Origin of the sequence: Mycoplasmopsis edwardii (assembly GCF_900476105.1) — a bacterium.
Lineage (GTDB): Bacteria > Bacillota_I > Bacilli_A > Mycoplasmatales > Metamycoplasmataceae > Mycoplasmopsis > Mycoplasmopsis edwardii.
Genome location: NZ_LS991951.1, coordinates 226,251 through 244,310, shown reverse-complemented (window position 1 = coordinate 244,310; position 18,060 = coordinate 226,251). Strand labels below are relative to the sequence as shown.

At 33.9% G+C, this 18,060-nt stretch carries 13 protein-coding genes and 2 rRNA genes; all 15 read right to left on the bottom strand.

Annotated features, from left to right (window positions below):
• Positions 1 to 114 precede the first annotated feature (114 nt).
• Entirely contained in the window at positions 115 to 507 is a 393-nt protein-coding gene (locus tag D2846_RS01225; RefSeq protein ID WP_117275094.1) for a PTS-dependent dihydroxyacetone kinase phosphotransferase subunit DhaM, read from the bottom strand.
• Complete coding sequence (gene dhaL, locus D2846_RS01220) at positions 507 to 1,118, bottom strand: dihydroxyacetone kinase subunit DhaL (RefSeq protein WP_117275093.1); 612 nt, start codon at positions 1,116 to 1,118, stop codon at positions 507 to 509. Before dhaL ends, D2846_RS01225 begins: the two co-directional genes overlap by 1 nt.
• Positions 1,109 to 2,092 carry a dihydroxyacetone kinase subunit DhaK gene (dhaK, locus tag D2846_RS01215; RefSeq protein WP_117275092.1) on the bottom strand — a complete coding sequence of 328 codons (984 nt, stop codon included), beginning with the start codon at positions 2,090 to 2,092 and terminating at the stop codon, positions 1,109 to 1,111. Before dhaK ends, dhaL begins: the two co-directional genes overlap by 10 nt.
• 93 nt (positions 2,093 to 2,185) lie before the next feature.
• Positions 2,186 to 2,929, bottom strand: coding sequence for an MIP/aquaporin family protein (locus D2846_RS01210; protein ID WP_117275091.1), 744 nt, complete (start codon positions 2,927 to 2,929; stop codon positions 2,186 to 2,188).
• Between the two features lie 54 nt (positions 2,930 to 2,983).
• On the bottom strand, positions 2,984 to 4,501 hold the full coding sequence (gene glpK / locus D2846_RS01205) for a glycerol kinase GlpK (protein WP_117275090.1): 1,518 nt from the start codon (positions 4,499 to 4,501) through the stop codon (positions 2,984 to 2,986).
• A 21-nt stretch (positions 4,502 to 4,522) separates the two neighbouring features.
• Complete coding sequence (gene glpO / locus D2846_RS01200; protein ID WP_117275089.1) at positions 4,523 to 5,677, bottom strand: type 2 glycerol-3-phosphate oxidase; 1,155 nt, start codon at positions 5,675 to 5,677, stop codon at positions 4,523 to 4,525.
• Between the two features lie 246 nt (positions 5,678 to 5,923).
• Positions 5,924 to 6,133, bottom strand: a complete 210-nt coding sequence (gene rpmE / locus D2846_RS01195; RefSeq protein WP_117275088.1) for a 50S ribosomal protein L31 — start codon at positions 6,131 to 6,133, stop codon at positions 5,924 to 5,926.
• A 20-nt stretch (positions 6,134 to 6,153) separates the two neighbouring features.
• Positions 6,154 to 6,753 (bottom strand): 30S ribosomal protein S4, encoded by a 600-nt coding sequence (gene rpsD, locus D2846_RS01190; protein ID WP_117275087.1) that lies wholly within the window; start codon positions 6,751 to 6,753, stop codon positions 6,154 to 6,156.
• A gap of 269 nt (positions 6,754 to 7,022) precedes the next feature.
• Positions 7,023 to 9,911 (bottom strand): 23S ribosomal RNA (locus tag D2846_RS01180).
• Positions 9,912 to 10,206: 295 nt separating this feature from the next.
• Positions 10,207 to 11,713, bottom strand: a 16S ribosomal RNA gene (locus tag D2846_RS01175).
• The 16S and 23S rRNA genes sit together here, the layout of an rRNA operon.
• Before the next feature lie 198 nt (positions 11,714 to 11,911).
• Positions 11,912 to 12,892, bottom strand: a complete 981-nt coding sequence (locus D2846_RS01170) for a DHH family phosphoesterase (protein ID WP_117275890.1) — start codon at positions 12,890 to 12,892, stop codon at positions 11,912 to 11,914.
• A gap of 2 nt (positions 12,893 to 12,894) precedes the next feature.
• Positions 12,895 to 13,860, bottom strand: a complete 966-nt coding sequence (locus D2846_RS01165) for a DHH family phosphoesterase (RefSeq protein WP_117275085.1) — start codon at positions 13,858 to 13,860, stop codon at positions 12,895 to 12,897.
• 4 nt (positions 13,861 to 13,864) lie between these two features.
• Complete coding sequence (locus D2846_RS01160; protein WP_117275888.1) at positions 13,865 to 14,830, bottom strand: DHH family phosphoesterase; 966 nt, start codon at positions 14,828 to 14,830, stop codon at positions 13,865 to 13,867.
• A 6-nt stretch (positions 14,831 to 14,836) separates the two neighbouring features.
• A complete protein-coding gene (locus D2846_RS01155) occupies positions 14,837 to 16,018 on the bottom strand; it encodes a hypothetical protein (RefSeq protein ID WP_145960840.1) in 1,182 nt (393 codons plus the stop codon).
• Positions 16,019 to 16,184: 166 nt separating this feature from the next.
• Positions 16,185 to 18,059 (bottom strand): hypothetical protein, encoded by a 1,875-nt coding sequence (locus D2846_RS01150; protein ID WP_117275083.1) that lies wholly within the window; start codon positions 18,057 to 18,059, stop codon positions 16,185 to 16,187.
• Between the last annotated feature and the right edge of the window lies 1 nt (position 18,060).

Genomic DNA, 18,060 nt, shown 5'->3' with positions numbered 1-18,060 from the left:
TTTTCATGTAATACAAAGTTTTAAATAATTAAACATTACATGAATGATGTATTTTTATTTTTTTAAAAAAGTTCAAGTATAAACTTGAACTTTTTTCTTTTTATTTTTATTTAATTATTTAACAACTTTTTCTTCAGCAGCGACTTGAACTTCTTCAAATGAAGCTCCAACATTTGCTAAAACATATGCTGAGAATGTGTTTTCAACAAAAGAACCTTTTGAAACATGTACTTTTTTGTCCATTACCATTGTTGCGATTGATTCAGCTGCTAATGTTGCTGACCCAAGGTCTGAAAAGATAAAGATTTCATTAATTTCTGGACGTGCTTCAATAGTTTCTAAAATTTGCATTGGCTCTGTACCAATTTCTGTTCCGTTATTAATTCCCCCTAAAGCAACTATTTCAATATTTTCGTTGTTAATTGGGAGCATTTTTGAAACGTATTCTTTTATAACTCTTGCTAAGTCATTGTAGTGACTAATTAATATAAATAATTTTTTATTCATTAAAATCCTTTTAAAATGTTTTTAAGAATAATTGTAGATGTGAATGATCCAGGATCCATTGTTCCTTTTGACCTATCTTTTAAATATGATGCTCTACCTTTTGTAGCCACCATGTTTGCTGTATTTGCTAAAAGTTCATCTAAATATTTTGTAATTTCTTCTTTAGTAGATTCGTTAATTTCTGATACTGTTTCTAATTTAATAGCTAATGGTTTTCAAATGTCGTACATTGTTTTTTCATTTAATTGTACTTTACCTAATAATTCTAAGCTTGCAGCAAAGTTATTAACAAATACTTTAAATGAATCAAATGTAATTTCATCAAGTCCTTTAAATGCTGAAGCACCTTTCATGAAACTCATACCGTATAATGGTCCTGAAGCACCACCGACTTTAGCCATTAATGTTCTACCAATTTGCATGAAGTATGTTTCAAGATTCATTGAAGTGTGATTTAATTCTAAAACTGCATTAAATCCTCTTACAATATTGTATCCGTGATCTCCGTCACCAATTGATTGATCTAACCCTGAAATAAAGTCTTCGTTTGCTTTTAATTCAGAATAAATATTATTAACAATACTGTTAAATTTATTTACATCTATTTTCAAGATTTTACCTCGTTTTTATCCATTAATAATTCTTTTAATTGTGAGTCTAATTTTAATAATGAAATTGAAACACCTTGCATTTCTAATGATGTCATAAAGTTACCAACATTTGATGTGTATACTTTAATTCCTTTTTGCGCTAAATAGTTGTGTGCGTCATTTGCGACAATGAATAACTCCATTTCTGGTGTTCCACCAAGTCCGTTAATCATTAAAGCAACTTCTGAACCTTTGTAATCATAATCTTTTAAGATTAAATCAATCATTTCTTCAACGATTTCTTTTGAACTCTTAATTGATTCTCTTTTAATTCCAGGTTCACCGTGAATTCCTAATCCAAATTCAATTTCTGTTTCATTTAATTCAAATGATTTTTTACCTGTTGTAGGAATGTAAATTGAGTTAAGTGAGATACCAAATGTTCTAACGTTGTCAATAACTTTTTGAGCAACCGCTTTAACTTCTGCTAATGATCCACCTCTTTGAGCTAATGCTCCAGCAATTTTATGAACATATACTGTTCCTGCGATTTCTCTACGTCCAATTGTTCATGTTGAGTTTTCAACAGCAACATCATCGTTTACTAAAACTGTTTCAACATCTTTACCGCTTGCTTGTGCTAATTGTTGTGCGATTTCGAAGTTTAATTTATCACCTGTATAGTTTTTGATAATTAATAATGTACCAGCTTTTGAGTCAAGTGCATTAATAGCTGCTTCAACTTGATCTGGTGTTGGTGATGTGAAAACTTCACCAGCAACTGCTCCTGAAAGCATTCCGTCACCAACAAATCCCATGTGTGCTGGTTCATGTCCTGATCCACCACCTGAAATTAAGGCAACTTTATTTTTATCGAAGTGTTTGTTAACAATAACATTAAATCCTTCAACTCTTTCTACATTTGGGTTTGTTTTTAAAATCCCGTTAATCATTTCTTCAACGATATTTTCTTTTTTATTAATGAATTTTTTCATAATTTCTCCAAAGAATATTTTTTTATGTTATAGCAATAAATTTGCGCCAAGGCACAAATTTATTTTTATTTTTATATGCTTATGATTTAGTTATTAAATTAAAGCTAATGCTCCAATAATTGCTCCACCTAATAATGGTGCTACAGCTGGTACTCATCCATATTCAAAGTTTCCTCCAACATGTTCTTCTTTTCTAGCTGTTAATAATAATTTTTCCATTGCGAAGTAAACAATTCTTGGTCCTAAATCACGAGCAGGGTTAATTGCGTATCCTGTTGATGAACCAAGTGACATACCGATTGACATAACTAATAATGTAACTGGTAATGGTCCTAAATGACTTAATGCTTCTTTATTACCACCTTTACCAAACGCAAAGATTACTCCAACTAATACTAATGTTCCAACTAATTCATATGAGAAGTTGAAAATTGTTGCTTTTTCTTTTTTATTTGAGAATGCAGGTCCTGTTGCGTGTGCACCACGAACTGAAGCTAAATCTGTTTCTCCAATGTGTTTTCAATTAATAAAGTTTAAGATAATTTGAGCAGTCATTGCTCCTAAGATTTGTAATGGAATATATGCAAGTTCGCTTGGGTTTGCGAATTTTCCACTAATTAATGAAAAGACAGTAACTGCAGGGTTTAAGTGTGCTGGTCCACCTAATGAACTTGCTACAACAACACCTACGAAAACAGCAAGTCCTCATGCTAAAGCAATTACAACTCATTTACCTGGTTGGTTTGCGAACATACGTTTTGCTGAAACGCTGTATACAACACCGTTACCAAGTAAAACAAGAAGTAATGTACCTAAAAATTCTGATAAGTATAACATTTTATAATACCTTCCTATTTATTTGTTTTATATTTTTATATTTCTATTCTTATTTTATTCAATATCTTTTGTTCAGTTTAGAGTTTTATTAACAGCTAAATCTCAACCTTTTAATAATTTTTCAATTTCATGTTTTTCGAATTTAGGTTCGAATACTTTTTCTGGTTTGTTTAATTCTTTAAGTTCTTCAATATCTTTTCAGAACCCTACTGCTAAACCAGCTAAGTATGATGCTCCTAATCCTGTAGTTTCAATGTTTGATGGTCTTTCTACTTTAATGTCAGCAATGGATGCTTGGAATTGCATTAAGTAGTTTGATTTTGATGCTCCACCGTCAACTTTTAATAAGATAATAGGTTTACCTAAATCTTTTTGCATAGCTTTAATTAAGTCGTTTGATTGGTAAGCAATTGAGTCTAATGTAGCTTTAACTATGTGTTCTCTTTTTGTTCCTCTTTCAAGTCCGAATATTGCTCCACGTGAATTTGAATCTCAGTATGGTGCCCCTAAACCTGTGAATGATGGAACTACATAAACTCTTTGATCATCATCTACTAATGATGCAAAGAAGTCTGATTCAGCTCAATCGTAAATAATCCTGATTGAATCTCTTAATCATTTAATAGCAGCACCAGCAATGAAAACTGATCCTTCTAATGCATAAACTGTTTTTTCTTTTCCGAGTTTTCATGCAATTGTTGTTAAAAGTTTGTTTTTACTTTTTACAGCGGTTGTCCCTGTGTTAACTAATGTGAAACATCCTGTTCCATATGTATTTTTAACCATACCAACTTCTGTACACATTTGTCCGAATAATGCTGATTGTTGGTCTCCTGCGATACCTGTAATTGGAACTTGTCCAACGGCTTTATTTGATAAGTGTTGTGGTTTTACATATCCATAGTGTTCTGAAGATGATTTAACTTCAGGTAAAATTCATCTAGGAATTTCTAATAAGTCTAAGATTTCTTGATCTCAGTCTAATGTATGGATGTTAAAGATCATTGTTCTTGATGCATTTGATACGTCAGTTGCGTGTACTTTACCATCTGTTAATTTTCACATTAATCATGTATCAATTGTTCCTGCTAATAACTTACCTTCTTTAAGTTTTTGTTGCGCTTCAGGAACATTTTTAAGGATTCAACGAATTTTTGTTGCACTGAAGTATGGATTAATAATTAATCCTGTTTTTTCAGTAATTTTTTCTGATCACCCTTCCGCTACAAGACCATCACAGTAATCTGATGTTCTACGATCTTGTCAAACAATTGCATTGTATACAGGTAATCCTGTTTCTTTATCTCAAAGAACAACTGTTTCACGTTGGTTTGTGATACCCAAAGCAACAATATCGTGTGATTTAATTTTTGCTTTATGTTTTGCAGATTGCATTGTAGATAATTGAACGTTTCAAATTTCAAGTGGGTCATGTTCTACTCAACCTGATTTTGGAAAGTGTTGAGTAAACTCTGTTTGACTACTTGCAACAATTTCACCTGCATGGTTAACAACTAATGTACGACAAGATGTTGTACCTGAGTCAAGTGTAATTACATATTTATCTTTCATATTTCTCCTTTAAGTTTAATATTAGAATTGTACTTTGAATTTAGGATTGTAATTAGGGTTTTTCTCTAGTTTAAGTCCTGCAGCTTCAACTAATTTAGCAATTTCGATTGCGATAGCTGGTGCTGAAGCAATAGCTGGAGATTGCATACCTGCAGCGTTAATAAATCTAGCATTGTCTTTTGCTGGTCTAATAACAAAGTCATTTGTTTCAATATCAATTGGTCTTGAACCTGCTAAAGTCATTTCTGTTTTTTCAAGTCTGATTGATGGAATAATTTCTTTTCCAATTTGGCCAATGTAATCAAATTTTTCTTTTGTTACTAATCTTGTTTCTTCTTTTGGTACGCCTTCTTCTGCAGTTGGTCCTACTAAAACACGTCCATCTAACATTGGGGCAACAATAACACCTTTACCGTGAATTGTTGGAACTTTGAAGCAAATTGAGTTAACAATTCCTGCTTCTGTTCTAGCTAAAATTCTATATTCACCTCTACGTGTTGTTTGTTTGAAGTCACCATATCCTGCTTTTTCAGCTAAAACGTCTGCATAGTGACCTGCGGCATTAATAACAACTTTAGATGTTACTACATCACCATTTGCTAAAGTAATATCAAATTCATCATTTTTAAATTTAATATCTGTTACTTCAGCACTTCTTCTTAATTCTGTACCATTTTGTTCACTTGCACCCATAAATGCATATGTTGCTCTAACTGGGTCAATAGCTCATGAACTTGTACATAACAAGGCTCCTACAACTTTAGGATTTACATTAGGTTCTCTTTTTAGAACTTCTTCTTTACTAATAACTTTTAAAAATTCTGCTGGCACTTTGTTTTTAAGTCCACGGTCGTATAACATGTGAACATGTTTCATTTCCTCTTCATTAAAAGCAAGAATTAATGAATCAACTTGAACATGTGGAAAATCAAGGTCTTTGAAGATTTTTGTTCTTCATAATTCGTTACCAAGAACGTTTAATTTAGCCTCAATTTTGTGTGGTTCTGGGTCAAATCCACCATGAATAGCACCCGAGTTACCTTTAGATGTTTCATCAGCGAAAACTGGGTTTTTTTCTAATAATAAGGTTTTTAATTTATATTGTGATAATTCATAGGCAATTACACCACCGATAATACCACCCCCTACTATTACTACATCGTATTTATTTTTCATGCGTTCTCCTTTAGCATTTTTGCAAATTAAAAAATTTACATGGTGAAATTATAAAAAAGAAATTTTTCTATTTTGATGATGTTTTTTCCAACTTGACTAGTCAAGTAAAAAAATGCATGGAATTTTTTCCATACTTGTTTTATATATGGAAAATTTTCACATTTTTGTTGCATCTTTAAATATAATATTTTTTATTTGAAGATTTTTGTGTTAAAAGAAAAAATCAGCTTTTGGCTGATTTTTGTATTATTTACTCATTTTTTCTAAACGTTTGTTAAATTTATCGATTCTTCCTGTTGCTTTAACTTGTGTTCTATTTCCTGTGAACACTGCATGGCAACCTGAACAAACATCAACTGAAAAGTTTTTTCTTACTGATTTAAAAGAAAAGTTTGTACCACATGTTGAACAACTAATTTTAACTTCGTGGTATTGTGGGTGAAGATTTTTTTTCATATATCAATTCTCCTAACTAATTATTTAGAGTAGAACTCAACGATTAATGCATCTTTAATTTCTTGATGAATTTCGCTTCTTTCTGGTAATCTATCTAATTTAACGTTAAAGTCTTTTCTTGTTAATCATGCAGCAGTTGTTTTAGCTTCTAATGCTTCAGTAATTTGTTTGTTTGATCTTGATTTTTCTTTTAATTCAACAACGTCATTGATTGAAACAACCATTGAAGGGATGTTTGCTTTTTTACCGTTTAAAGTAAAGTGTCCGTGATTAACTAATTGACGAGCTTGTCTTCTTGTTGTAGCAAATCCTGCTCTGTAAACAATGTTATCTAAACGAACTTCTAATAATTGTAATAAGTTTGTACCTGTAACACCTTTGATTTTAATAGCTTTTTCAAATGTTTTACGTAATTGTTTTTCACTTACACCAAATAAGTGTTTAACTTTTTGTTTTTCATATAAGTGTAATCCGTAATCTGATAATTTAACTCTTTTGTTTCCGTGTTGTCCAGGTGCATATGTTCTTTTTCTACCTTTTGAAAATTCTTTTCCATTTTCTAAAATAGAGAAACCTAAACGACGAGCTTTTTTAAATACTGGTCCTGTATATCTTGACATGTTATTTCCTCTTTCTGCATAATTATAGAGGGTTTGTTTCTATTTATGTTAATTTAGTACTTAATGTTTTCAGTTTTTCAGCATACTTACTAACAATATTTGATGCATGTCTAAATTACAAAATAAATATAACAAACTGCTGTTTAATTAATGCTTATGTATTTTATCATAAAAATGAAATTTAAGAAATAAAAAAATACTCCATATGGAGCGTGTTCTCTGAAAACTAAATAGTAATTAATAATTCATTAAAATGTCTTGAATACATTTCTTTTAAACCTATCAATTTATTAGTAATGGTCAGCTGAATGTGTTACCACACTTACACTTCCATCCTATCAACCTCGTAGTCTACAAGGAATTTCAAGGGAATACTTATCTCTGAGGAGGCTTCCCACTTAGATGCTTTCAGCGGTTATCCCTTCCGTACTTAGCTACCCAGCTATGCTCCTGGCGGAACAACTGGAACACCAGCGGTACGTCCACTCCGGTCCTCTCGTACTAAGAGCAGCTCTCATCAATATTCCAACGCCCACATCAGATAGGGACCGAACTGTCTCACGACGTTCTGAACCCAGCTCGCGTACCGCTTTAATTGGCGAACAGCCAAACCCTTGGAACCGACTCCAGCTCCAGGATGCGATGAGCCGACATCGAGGTGCCAAACCTTGCCGTCGATGTGATCTCTTGGGCAAGATAAGCCTGTTATCCCCAGGGTAACTTTTATCCGTTGAGCGACTGCCGTTCCATGACGTACAGCCGGATCACTAAGTCCTGCTTTCGCACCTGCTCGACTTGTAGGTCTCGCAGTCAAGCACACTTCTACCTTTGCGCTCTACATACGGTTTCTGACCGTATTGAGTGTACCTTTGAACGCCTCCGTTACCTTTTAGGAGGCGACCGCCCCAGTCAAACTACCCACCACGCACTGTCTCCCCGCCGGATAACGGCGGCAGGTTAGAAACTCAACATACCAAGGGTGGTATTTCAAGGTCGACTCCTCTAAGGCTAGCGCCTCAGCATCACCGTCTCCCACCTATCCTACACATGTTAGGCCAAGTTCCAATACGAAGTTGTAGTAAAGCTCCATGGGGTCTTTTCGTCTTGATGCGGGTACCCAGCGTTTTCACTGGGACCATAATTTCACCGAGTCCAATGTTGAGACAGTTGAGAGATCATTGCGCCTTTCGTGCAGGTCAGTATTTAGCCGACAAGGAATTTCGCTACCTTAGGACCGTTATAGTTACGGCCGCCGTTCACCCGGGCTTCATTTCAACGCTTCGCATAAGCTAACGCATCCACTTAACCTTCGGGCACTGGGCAGGCTTCACCCCCTATACATCACCTTGCGGTTTAGCAGAGAGCTGTGTTTTTGATAAACAGTTGCCCCTCACAATTTACTGTGGCCAACTTTTTAGGGTTGGCACCCCTTTTCGCGAACTTACGGGGTTAATTTGCAGAGTTCCTTAACATTGGTTTTCTCGCTCGCCTTAGAATACTCATCTTGGGAACGTGTGTCCGTTCTCGGTACAGGCACCCTGATATTTAAACGTTTAGAAGCTTTTCTTGGAAGCATGAAATCACACAATTCAAACCTAAGTTCTATGCATCGTAACTCCCGGTTGTAGAATACGCATTTGACTATATTCACCAGTTATTACTTACCCCTAAATCCAATAATAGGTAGTGTTATCCTTCTCCGTCACTCCATCACTATATCAAGGCGGTACAGGAATATTAACCTGTTGTCCATCGGATACGCTTTTCAGCCTCTCCTTAGGCCCTGACTAACCCTGGGTGGACGAACCTTCCCCAGGAAACCTTTCCCAATAGGCGTCGTGGATTCTCACCACGAATCGTTACTCATACCGGCATTCTCACTTCTTAGCGCTCCACCAGTCCTCACGGTCTGACTTCGCCGCACTAAGAACGCTCCTCTAACGTACTTTCGTACCCGTGGCTTCGGTATTATGTTTTACTCCCGTTACATTATTGGCGCAAGATCTCTTGACTAGTGAGCTATTACGCACTCTTTAAAGGGTGGCTGCTTCTAAGCCAACCTCCTAGTTGTTTATGAAATCTCACAACCTTTCTGACTTAACATAATTTTGGGACCTTAGCCGACGATCTGGGTTGTTGCCCTCGCGAGCCGGGACGTTAGCACCCCGGTTCCGACTGCATGACAATACACAATGGTATTCGGAGTTTGATTATAGTCAGTACCGCTAGGCGCGGCCATTCCATATTCAGTGCTCTACCACCAAAGTTTAACATCACACGCTAGCCCTAAAGCTATTTCGAGGAGAACCAGCTATCTCCAAGTTCGATTGGAATTTCTCCACTATTCACAAGTCATCCGGGCACTTTTCAGCGTACTACGGTTCGGCCCTCCACTTGGTGTTATCCAAGCTTCAGCCTGCTCATGAATAGATCACATGGTTTCGGGTATATATCAACATACTAAACGCCCTATTAAGACTCGATTTCTCTACGGCTCCGCTTTTTTCTGCTTAACCTCGCATGTTAACATAACTCGCCGGTCCATACTGCAAGATGTACGCCATCAGCCATTAACGGCCTCTGACTAATTGTAAGTAAGTGGTTTCAGAATCTATTTCACTCCCCTCCCGGGGTTCTTTTCACCTTTCCCTCACGGTACTAGTTCACTATCGGTGTCTGGTTAGTATTTAGCCTTACCGGATGGTCCCGGCAGATTCAGACAGGGTTTCACGTGCCCCGCCCTACTCAGGATACTATCAGAAGTTCTTGCCATTTTGCATACGGGAGTATCACCCTCTATGCTAAAGTTTCCCAACTTTTTCTGCTATAACAAGAATTTGTAACTTCGTGTAGATAGTCCTACAACCCCATCATATAGATGGTTTGGGCTCTTCCACGTTCGCTCGCCGCTACTGATGGAATCATTATTTATTTTCTCTTCCTGTTGCTACTAAGATGTTTCAGTTCACAACGTGTCTCGCTATCAAGACTATGTATTCATCTTGATGCAGTTAGAAATTACTCTAACTAGGTTTCCCCATTCGGAAATCCCCGTATCGTAGCTTATATCCAGCTCCACGAGGCTTATCGCAGGTAATCACGTCCTTCATCGACTTCCAGACCCAAGGCATCCACCACAAACTCTTACTTATTTAAAAGATCAATATTTTCCTATTGTTGTTGATGTATTCAAAGACATTTTAATAAATTATTATATTTAATAATAATTACTCGGTATCACAAAACAAATTGACTAATTTATTTTTTTGATGTCGTTGTTATATTAATTTATCTTTACTATTTAGTTTTCAAAGAACAAAGAGAGAAATTCTCTCAAAACTAGATATACTGTCGGGTTATCATGCGACACATGACGTTAAAATTAAATAATTGATAACCATGTAAAATAGGTAATTGTTACTAAAATGAATTGTAACTTAATGTACTCCGTAGAAAGGAGGTAATCCATCCCCACGTTCTCGTAGGGATACCTTGTTACGACTTCACCCCAGTCACCGGCCCTGCCTTAGGCAGTTGTCTCCGTAGTTAACAAAACCGACTTCGGGCATTACCAGCTCCCATGGTGTGACGGGCGGTGTGTACAAGACCCGAGAACGTATTCACCGTAGCGTAGCTGATCTACGATTACTAGCGATTCCGACTTCATGTAGTCGAGTTGCAGACTACAATCCGAACTGAGAACGGTTTTTTGAGATTTGCTCCACGTCGCCGTCTTGCTTCTCTTTGTACCGTCCATTGTAGCACGTGTGTTGCCCCACTCGTAAGAGGCATGATGATTTGACGTCGTCCCCACCTTCCTCCCAATTACTCGGGCAGTCTCCCTAGAAAATTAACTAAGGACAAGGGTTGCGCTCGTTGCAGGACTTAACCGAACATCTCACGACACGAGCTGACGACAACCATGCACCATCTGTCATTCCGTTAGCCTCCACTATATCTCTATAGCTTTGCGGAAGATGTCAAGAGTGGGTAAGGTTCTACGCGTATCTTCAAATTAAACCACATGCTCCACCGCTTGTGCGGATCCCCGTCAATTCCTTTAAGTTTCACTCTTGCGAGCATACTACTCAGGCGGATGATTTAATGCGTTAGCTGCGCCGATAGTTTTCTATCAGCTAATCATCATCGTTTACAGCGTGGACTACCAGGGTATCTAATCCTGTTTGCTCCCCACGCTTTCGTCTCTCAGTGTCAATATGTGCCCAGTTAGCTGCCTTCGCCATGTTGGTGTTCTTCCTAATATCTACGCATTTCACCGCTTCACTAGGAATTCCGCTAACCTCTACACAATTCTAGCTTGCCAGTATCCAACGCAATTTGGGGTTGAGCCCCAAGTTTTCACGCCAGACTTAACAAACAACCTACAGACGCTTTACGCCCAATAATTCCGGATAATGCTTGCAACCTATGTATTACCGCGGCTGCTGGCACATAGTTAGCCGTTGCTTTCTGACAAGGTACCGTCAAGGCAATAGCATTTCCTCTACTGCTTTTTCTTCCCTTATAACAGCAGTTTACAACCCGAAGGCCTTCATCCTGCACGCTGTGTCGCTCCATCAGACTTTCGTCCATTGTGGAAAATTCCCTACTGCTGCCTCCCGTAGGAGTCTGGGCCGTATCTCAGTCCCAGTGTGGCGGATCAGTCTCTCAACCCCGCTAAACATCATCGCCTTGGTAAGCCATTACCTTACCAACTAGCTAATGTTCCGCACCCCAATCTTTTAGTGAAGCCGTAAAGCTCCTTTTATATATAGTTCATGCGAACCATATAAGTATCCGGTATTAGCGATAATTTCTCATCGTTGTCCCAATCTAAAAGGCATGTTAAGTACGTGTTACTCACCCATTCGCCGCTAAGTTCCGAAGAACTCCGCTCGACATGCATGTATTAGGCACACAGCCAGCGTTCATCCTGAGCCAGGATCAAACTCTCGAAAAAATTGACTGTCATGTTTTGTGTATATCTAGTTTTCAAAGAACTTCATTTTTCTCAAAATGTGCACTAGAATTATAGTACAAATTTTTTAAAACAAAAAATATTTTTAACTTTTTTTATTGTAGGAATTTCTCTTATTGAAATTTCTGAGATCTATTATATTATAAAGTTTTAAAAAACAAGTATAAAAAATAAAATAGCCTAAGCCATTTTATTTTCTGCTTGATATCTCTTAACTTCCGCTGCACAATCATCAATAACTTTTTCAACTAAGTCAAATGAATCAATAATTGCGCCTGAGGCTCTTTCGTGACCTCCACCTCCTCATTTAACAGCAACATTTCTAACGATTGGTCCATTAGATCTAAATTCCACTCTAACTCTTCCATCTTCTTCTTCAAGGAATTGAACTCAGAATGGGAATCCTTTAATATTTGCAATACTGTTAACTCTCATTGATGATTGAGATGTTTTGCCTAATTTTTTTGTATCTTCTAATCTGTTTTGAATGTATGCAACACCATCTCTTGTTTTTAATGTTGATAATAATCATGAATTAAATTTAAGATCTTCTAATGAAGTTTTTGATAAGCTTGTGTGAATATAATCTGCTTCAAGACCTGCTTCATATAATTTTGAAGCTAAGTATAAAGTTCTTGCTTTAACATTATTGAATAAAAATCTACCTGAATCTGTGTTGATTCCTAAATATAAGTAGTTTGCTGCTTTAGGTGTAATTTTTCAGCCATTAACTACGGCGATTTCTGTAACCATTTCATCAGCTGCTGAATATGAGCTATCTACTCATCTAACTGCATTATCACCTAAATCATCATCGTTAGGGTGATGGTCGATTCTAATAACTTGGGCAAATAAGTTTTTATCTAATACTTCACGAGATTCAATTCTTTCTTTGTGATTTGCATCAACTACAACACCAAGTGAGTTTTTTAAGATTTCATCACTTGGAACTTTATCCATTGTGAAGTCTAAGAAGTCAAAAGTATCTTTGTGGTCACCAATTGCGTAAACTTTTTTATTTGGGAAGTTAGTTTTTATTAATTCTTTCAACCCAAATTGTGAACCAAGGCAATCTCCATCAGGTCTAATATGGTGAAAAATTACAATACTATCATATTTGTAAAGTTCTTTTGTTACTAATTCTAAATTACCGATTTTCATAATTATTTTTCCTCTCATTTTGTAATAGCTTGATTTAATAATTTAAGTACTTGTGGGATTTGATCGAATGAATCAAGTGTGCAACCAGCTGCATTATCATGTCCACCACCATTGAATTCCCTAGCCACTTCATTTACTAATGGTCCGTTAGATCTTAAACGTCCTCTAATTTTTCCATCTTCCATTTGCACAAATAAAGCTCAACATGAATTATCATCAATGTTTGCTAATTCATTTACATATAAAGCTGCTCTAAGCGAATCTAGTTCAAACTCTTTTAAGAAAGCTTCATCAATTACATAATATAATACTCTGCCTTCTTTTTTAAAGTTACTTAAAATTTTTCCTGATACTTGGATGTCTTTTAAGCTTCTTTTATTTAGTTCTCTTAAGATGTTTTGTGGATGGAATCCGTTTTGCATTAAGAAAGCAACTAATTCATGTGTTCTAGCAGATGTGTCTGGATATAAGAATCTGCCTGAATCTGTGTTGATTCCTAAATAAATGTGTCCAGAAGCTTTTTGTGTTACTTTTCATTTTGCATCATATGCAATTTGCGCAACCATCTCAGCAGCTGCTACAAATTTTTCATCAATATAGTTGTATTCATAATCAATATCTGCGCCATTAGGATGGTGGTCAATTCTTAATCTAGCTGTAGTTCTTTTTTCATATAAAAGCTCTGAGCATTCAATTCTGTCTCCACTTGAAGCATCAACTACAATTGCTAATGAGTTATTAAAGTCAATTGTATCAATATCATCATAGTGATAGTTCATAAAGTCAAACGTATGTTGGTTGTTTCCTACTGTATAAACTTTTTTGTTTGGATAGTTTGTTTTAATTAATTCAGCAAGTCCTGCTTGTGAACCAAGGCAATCACCATCAGGTCTAATGTGGTGAAAGATTATAATGTTGTCATATTTTTCAATAGCTTCAATTGCTACTTTAGAATTTCCTATTTGCATAAAATTACTTTTCCCTTCATTCTTTAATTGCTTGATTTAATTTATTAGTTACTTTTTTAACTTGATCAAATGATTCGATGTTAAATCCGCCTCTATCATCATGACCGCCTCCGCCAAAGTATTTAGCTACAGATATCATTGATGGACCATTAGATCTGATTCTAACTCTTATTGGCCCCTCTTCAAGCTCAATGAATAAAGCTCAACATCTATTATCATCTATGTTTGCTAAAACGTTAACAAATTGTGAAGCTTCAAATGAGTTTAAAGAAAATTGCTCCATAAACTTTTTATTAGCTTCAAAATATAAAACATCTCCATCTTTTTTAAAGTTTGATAAGATGTGGCCTGAAATTTGAATATCTCTTAAATTTCTTTGGTTTAGGTTTCTTAAAATTGTTTGTGGATGAAAACCATTGTGCATTAAATACGCAACTAACTTATGAGTTCTAGCTGACGTATCAGGTAATGAAAACCTCCCTGAATCAGTGTTAATTCCTAAATAAATAAATTCAGAAGCTCTTTTAGTTATTTTTCATTTTGCATCATATGCAATTTGCGCAACCATTTCAGCAGCTGCTACAAATTTCTCATCAACATAAACATAGTCATATACAATATCACTTTCATTTGGGTGATGGTCAATTCTTAATTTAGCAGTTGTTTTATTTTGATACAAGATTTCTGAACATTGAATCCTGTCGCCACTTGAAGCATCAACTACAATTGCTAATGAGTTTTTATAATCAATTTCACTTTCATCTTGAAAGTCAAAGTTCATGAATGGAAAGATATTTTCATTATTTCCTACTTTATAAACTTTTTTGTTTGGATAATTTGTTTTGATGAGTTCTGCTAATCCACCTTGTGAACCAAGACAATCACCATCAGGTCTAATATGGTGAAAGATTATAATGTTGTCATATTTTTCAATAGCATCAATTGCTACTTTAGAATTCCCTATTTGCATCATAATTTAATTACCTTTATTTTCTTCTAAATATTTTTTGATGATTTCTTTTGATTCATTGATCTGAATGTCTTTTTTAATAAAACTTAAAACCTTCTGGTAGACTTCATCAAAAACTTTATCATTTTCTTCTTTATTGTTAGATTTAGAAATTTTATCTTCTAAGGCATTATATTCATTTTCAGATATTTCATCTTTAATTGATTTTAATAATTCTGAAACATACTTAATATTCTCTTCTAGTTTATAGTTGATTATGTTAAGTAAAATTTCTGTGATTCTATATGAGAAGCTAAAGAAGAAAATCCCTCATTCATCATATGTTACCGGAGATAAAATTGGGTCAATTAATAATGTTTCTAAATATGAAGACCTAACTTCAGAAATTAAATCAAAGTATTTCTTAAATGATTCTTTGATTAAAGTCTCATTTTTTTCGAATTCATCATTTAGTAAGTTAAACTTATTTAATGTTTCAAAGTATCTATCATCAACTTCAATTAACTCTTTAATTCTTTTTTCAATTTCCTTTGAGTAATCTGATACAAAATTATCAATTAAGACAATTTCTTTGGTTGGCTTTTTCTTATCTTGGCTTTTAAAGATATTAAGTGTTGTGCTATGAAGATTTTTGAGTTCATTAGATGCACCAGCAGCTAAAGCAAGTGGAGTTTTGTTTAATAAATCATTTAAGATGAAGGCTTTTGAATATTTTGTTCATCATTGTGTTAGATTTAAATTTTCTGAGGCATCTTTAAATGATGTGAATTTAGTTTCACCAAGTCCGTGCAATGTAAAATAAAAATCTAAAAATTTGTTTGATTTAATTCCTTCACTAGGGTCATTGATTTTTTCTTCACTTACTTTATTTAATTCATTTTCAACTTCTTGAAATAAAACTTTTCTAGCAGCAACTTGTGCATTGATATTATTTCATTGAGATTCTGAAAAATAATAAGCTCTTTGTTGAACTGAATCAATTAGTCCATTTAAAGAACCAACTGTGTATTTTAAAATTGGAATGAAATATTTGTATCTTGGATCATTTTTCTTTTCAATATTATTTAAGTAATCATTAAAATCTTTAATGCTATCTTTTGTTCTCTTTTCAGCCGTACATGAGACTGTAATTATCGGAATTGAAATAAAGGTTGATGAAAGAAATCAAAACTTAAATTTGTTTTTCATTTTCATAATTTAATTTTACTAAATTATTGAAAATAATAAACAGGCAAAATTTCCTAAATCTAGGGATTATAGGTTGTTATCAAGTTTAAATTTAATTTATTCTCTAATTTATTTTAGTGATAAATAAAAAATACTTGGAGTTAAATCCAAATATTTTTATATTAGTTTAATTTCTTATGTTTGCGTTTTCTAATGAATGTTCATCAACTTGATATCCATCTAAATTATCTTTGATGTAATTAGAAATATCTACTTTTGTAGCTTTATTACTTTGTTGCGCTTTTAATAAGTCATAAATACTTATTGCGAATCATTTGTTTTCTTTTTCATCAAAGAATTCAACTATGTATCTATAAACTTTTTCACCTTGATCATTTGTTTTGAATACTTTAGTAACTTGAGTTTTGTAAACTCCGTTTAAGAATAATAATTTTGAGAATAAATCAGCTAAACTGAAGTGTGTTGTTTTTGAATCAGCCAATCCTTTTTCTTCAATTTTCTTGTGAACTATCTCGATATCTTTTTCATATGGAGCTTTAAGTTTTTTAATTTTATCAAGAATTTCTTGTGAGCCAGGATTGTCTTTAAGTTGTGATTTTAGTGCTAAGTATTTAGCTCTAAATTCATGCACAACTTGCAATTCTTCTTTTAATAATGCAATTCTATTTTTTGAAACTGCAATTTTTTGTTCGTTAAGTGCTCTGTCACCAGAAGCTGATCTTAATTTTTTAATTTCTTCATTTTCGCTTTTAATTTTAGATTCTTTTGCATATTCTTTATTAGTTAATAAGATTTTATCAAGGTTGTTATCAACATATGCACTTGGGTTTTCTAAGAACTCTAATGTTTCAGTTGGTGAAAGTGGTTCTCTAAAAACTCTATAATTTAAATCTTCTGCTTTTGTTGATGGGTTAATACCTAAAGCAAGGTAAAATGGTCCAAATCCTTGACGAATACCGAATTTTGTGCTTTCTAATAATGTTTCATCAACTTTGTATGATGGTGAAAGTTCAAGGAATTTATTTCATACTAATGAAAACACTTTTTTAGCATCTTCTTTTCTTGCTTTTTGAGAGTATTCTTTTTTGATTGAATTTCAAATTTCTTGGAATGCAGGTGATGGGATACCATTGTTAACGATATCGACTCTGAATTCTATTTTATACGATAAGCTTGTTTGATCAAAAGTAATAAATTCTGGTGTTGGAGCATATTCTGATCTACTTGATGCAGGTTTGCTGCTTTCAACTTTTGATCAGTAGTAATATGCAGCTCATGGTGTATTTTTAACGAAGTTTTGAACAATAGCATCTAATTGATCATATGTTACTACTTGGTCAAAGTCACTTACATGAATATAGTAAATAGATTTTGAAAGCAGTGAACTTAAACTACTTTGAATTTTTTTCTCTAATTCGATAATTGAACTTGTTTTATCAGTTGCAAAGATTGTTTTTAAAATTTCTAAAAGGCTTTTAGTACCTTTGTAGTCATTTTTGTATTCATTAATTAATTCCTTTAATTCTTCAAATTTTTTATCGAAATCTTGAGAAATAAGTTTATTTTGATTAATTAATAATACAATATCATCATTTGTTCTTTGTGAAAGATCAGGGTGTGAAGTAATATATTTATAGAAGTTAGTTTCTGTTTCATTAATAAGTTTTTTGAACTTGTCATAGTTTTTTTGGTTAAGAGAAATATTTTGACCTTCAATTTTAACTATGTTGTCAATTGTTTGAACTAAATGTTCGTTGTTAACTTTCATTGTATTAAATTTGAATCTTAAGTCAATAATTGAAAAGTCAAATGTTAAGATGTTTGTAGTATATAAATTATCTTCAAAGTTTTTAAGAACTTTATTATTTTGGTTAGCTACTCTAGTTTTAGATAAAAATGGATTTTCTTGAAGGAATTCTCTCGCATAAACAACTGTATCATCTTTTTCATAAAGACATGAAACAGCTGTTAAAGGAATCATGCTTGTTAAAATTGATCCAGCAAAAATAAATTTAAATTTTTTGTTAAATACTTTTTTCATA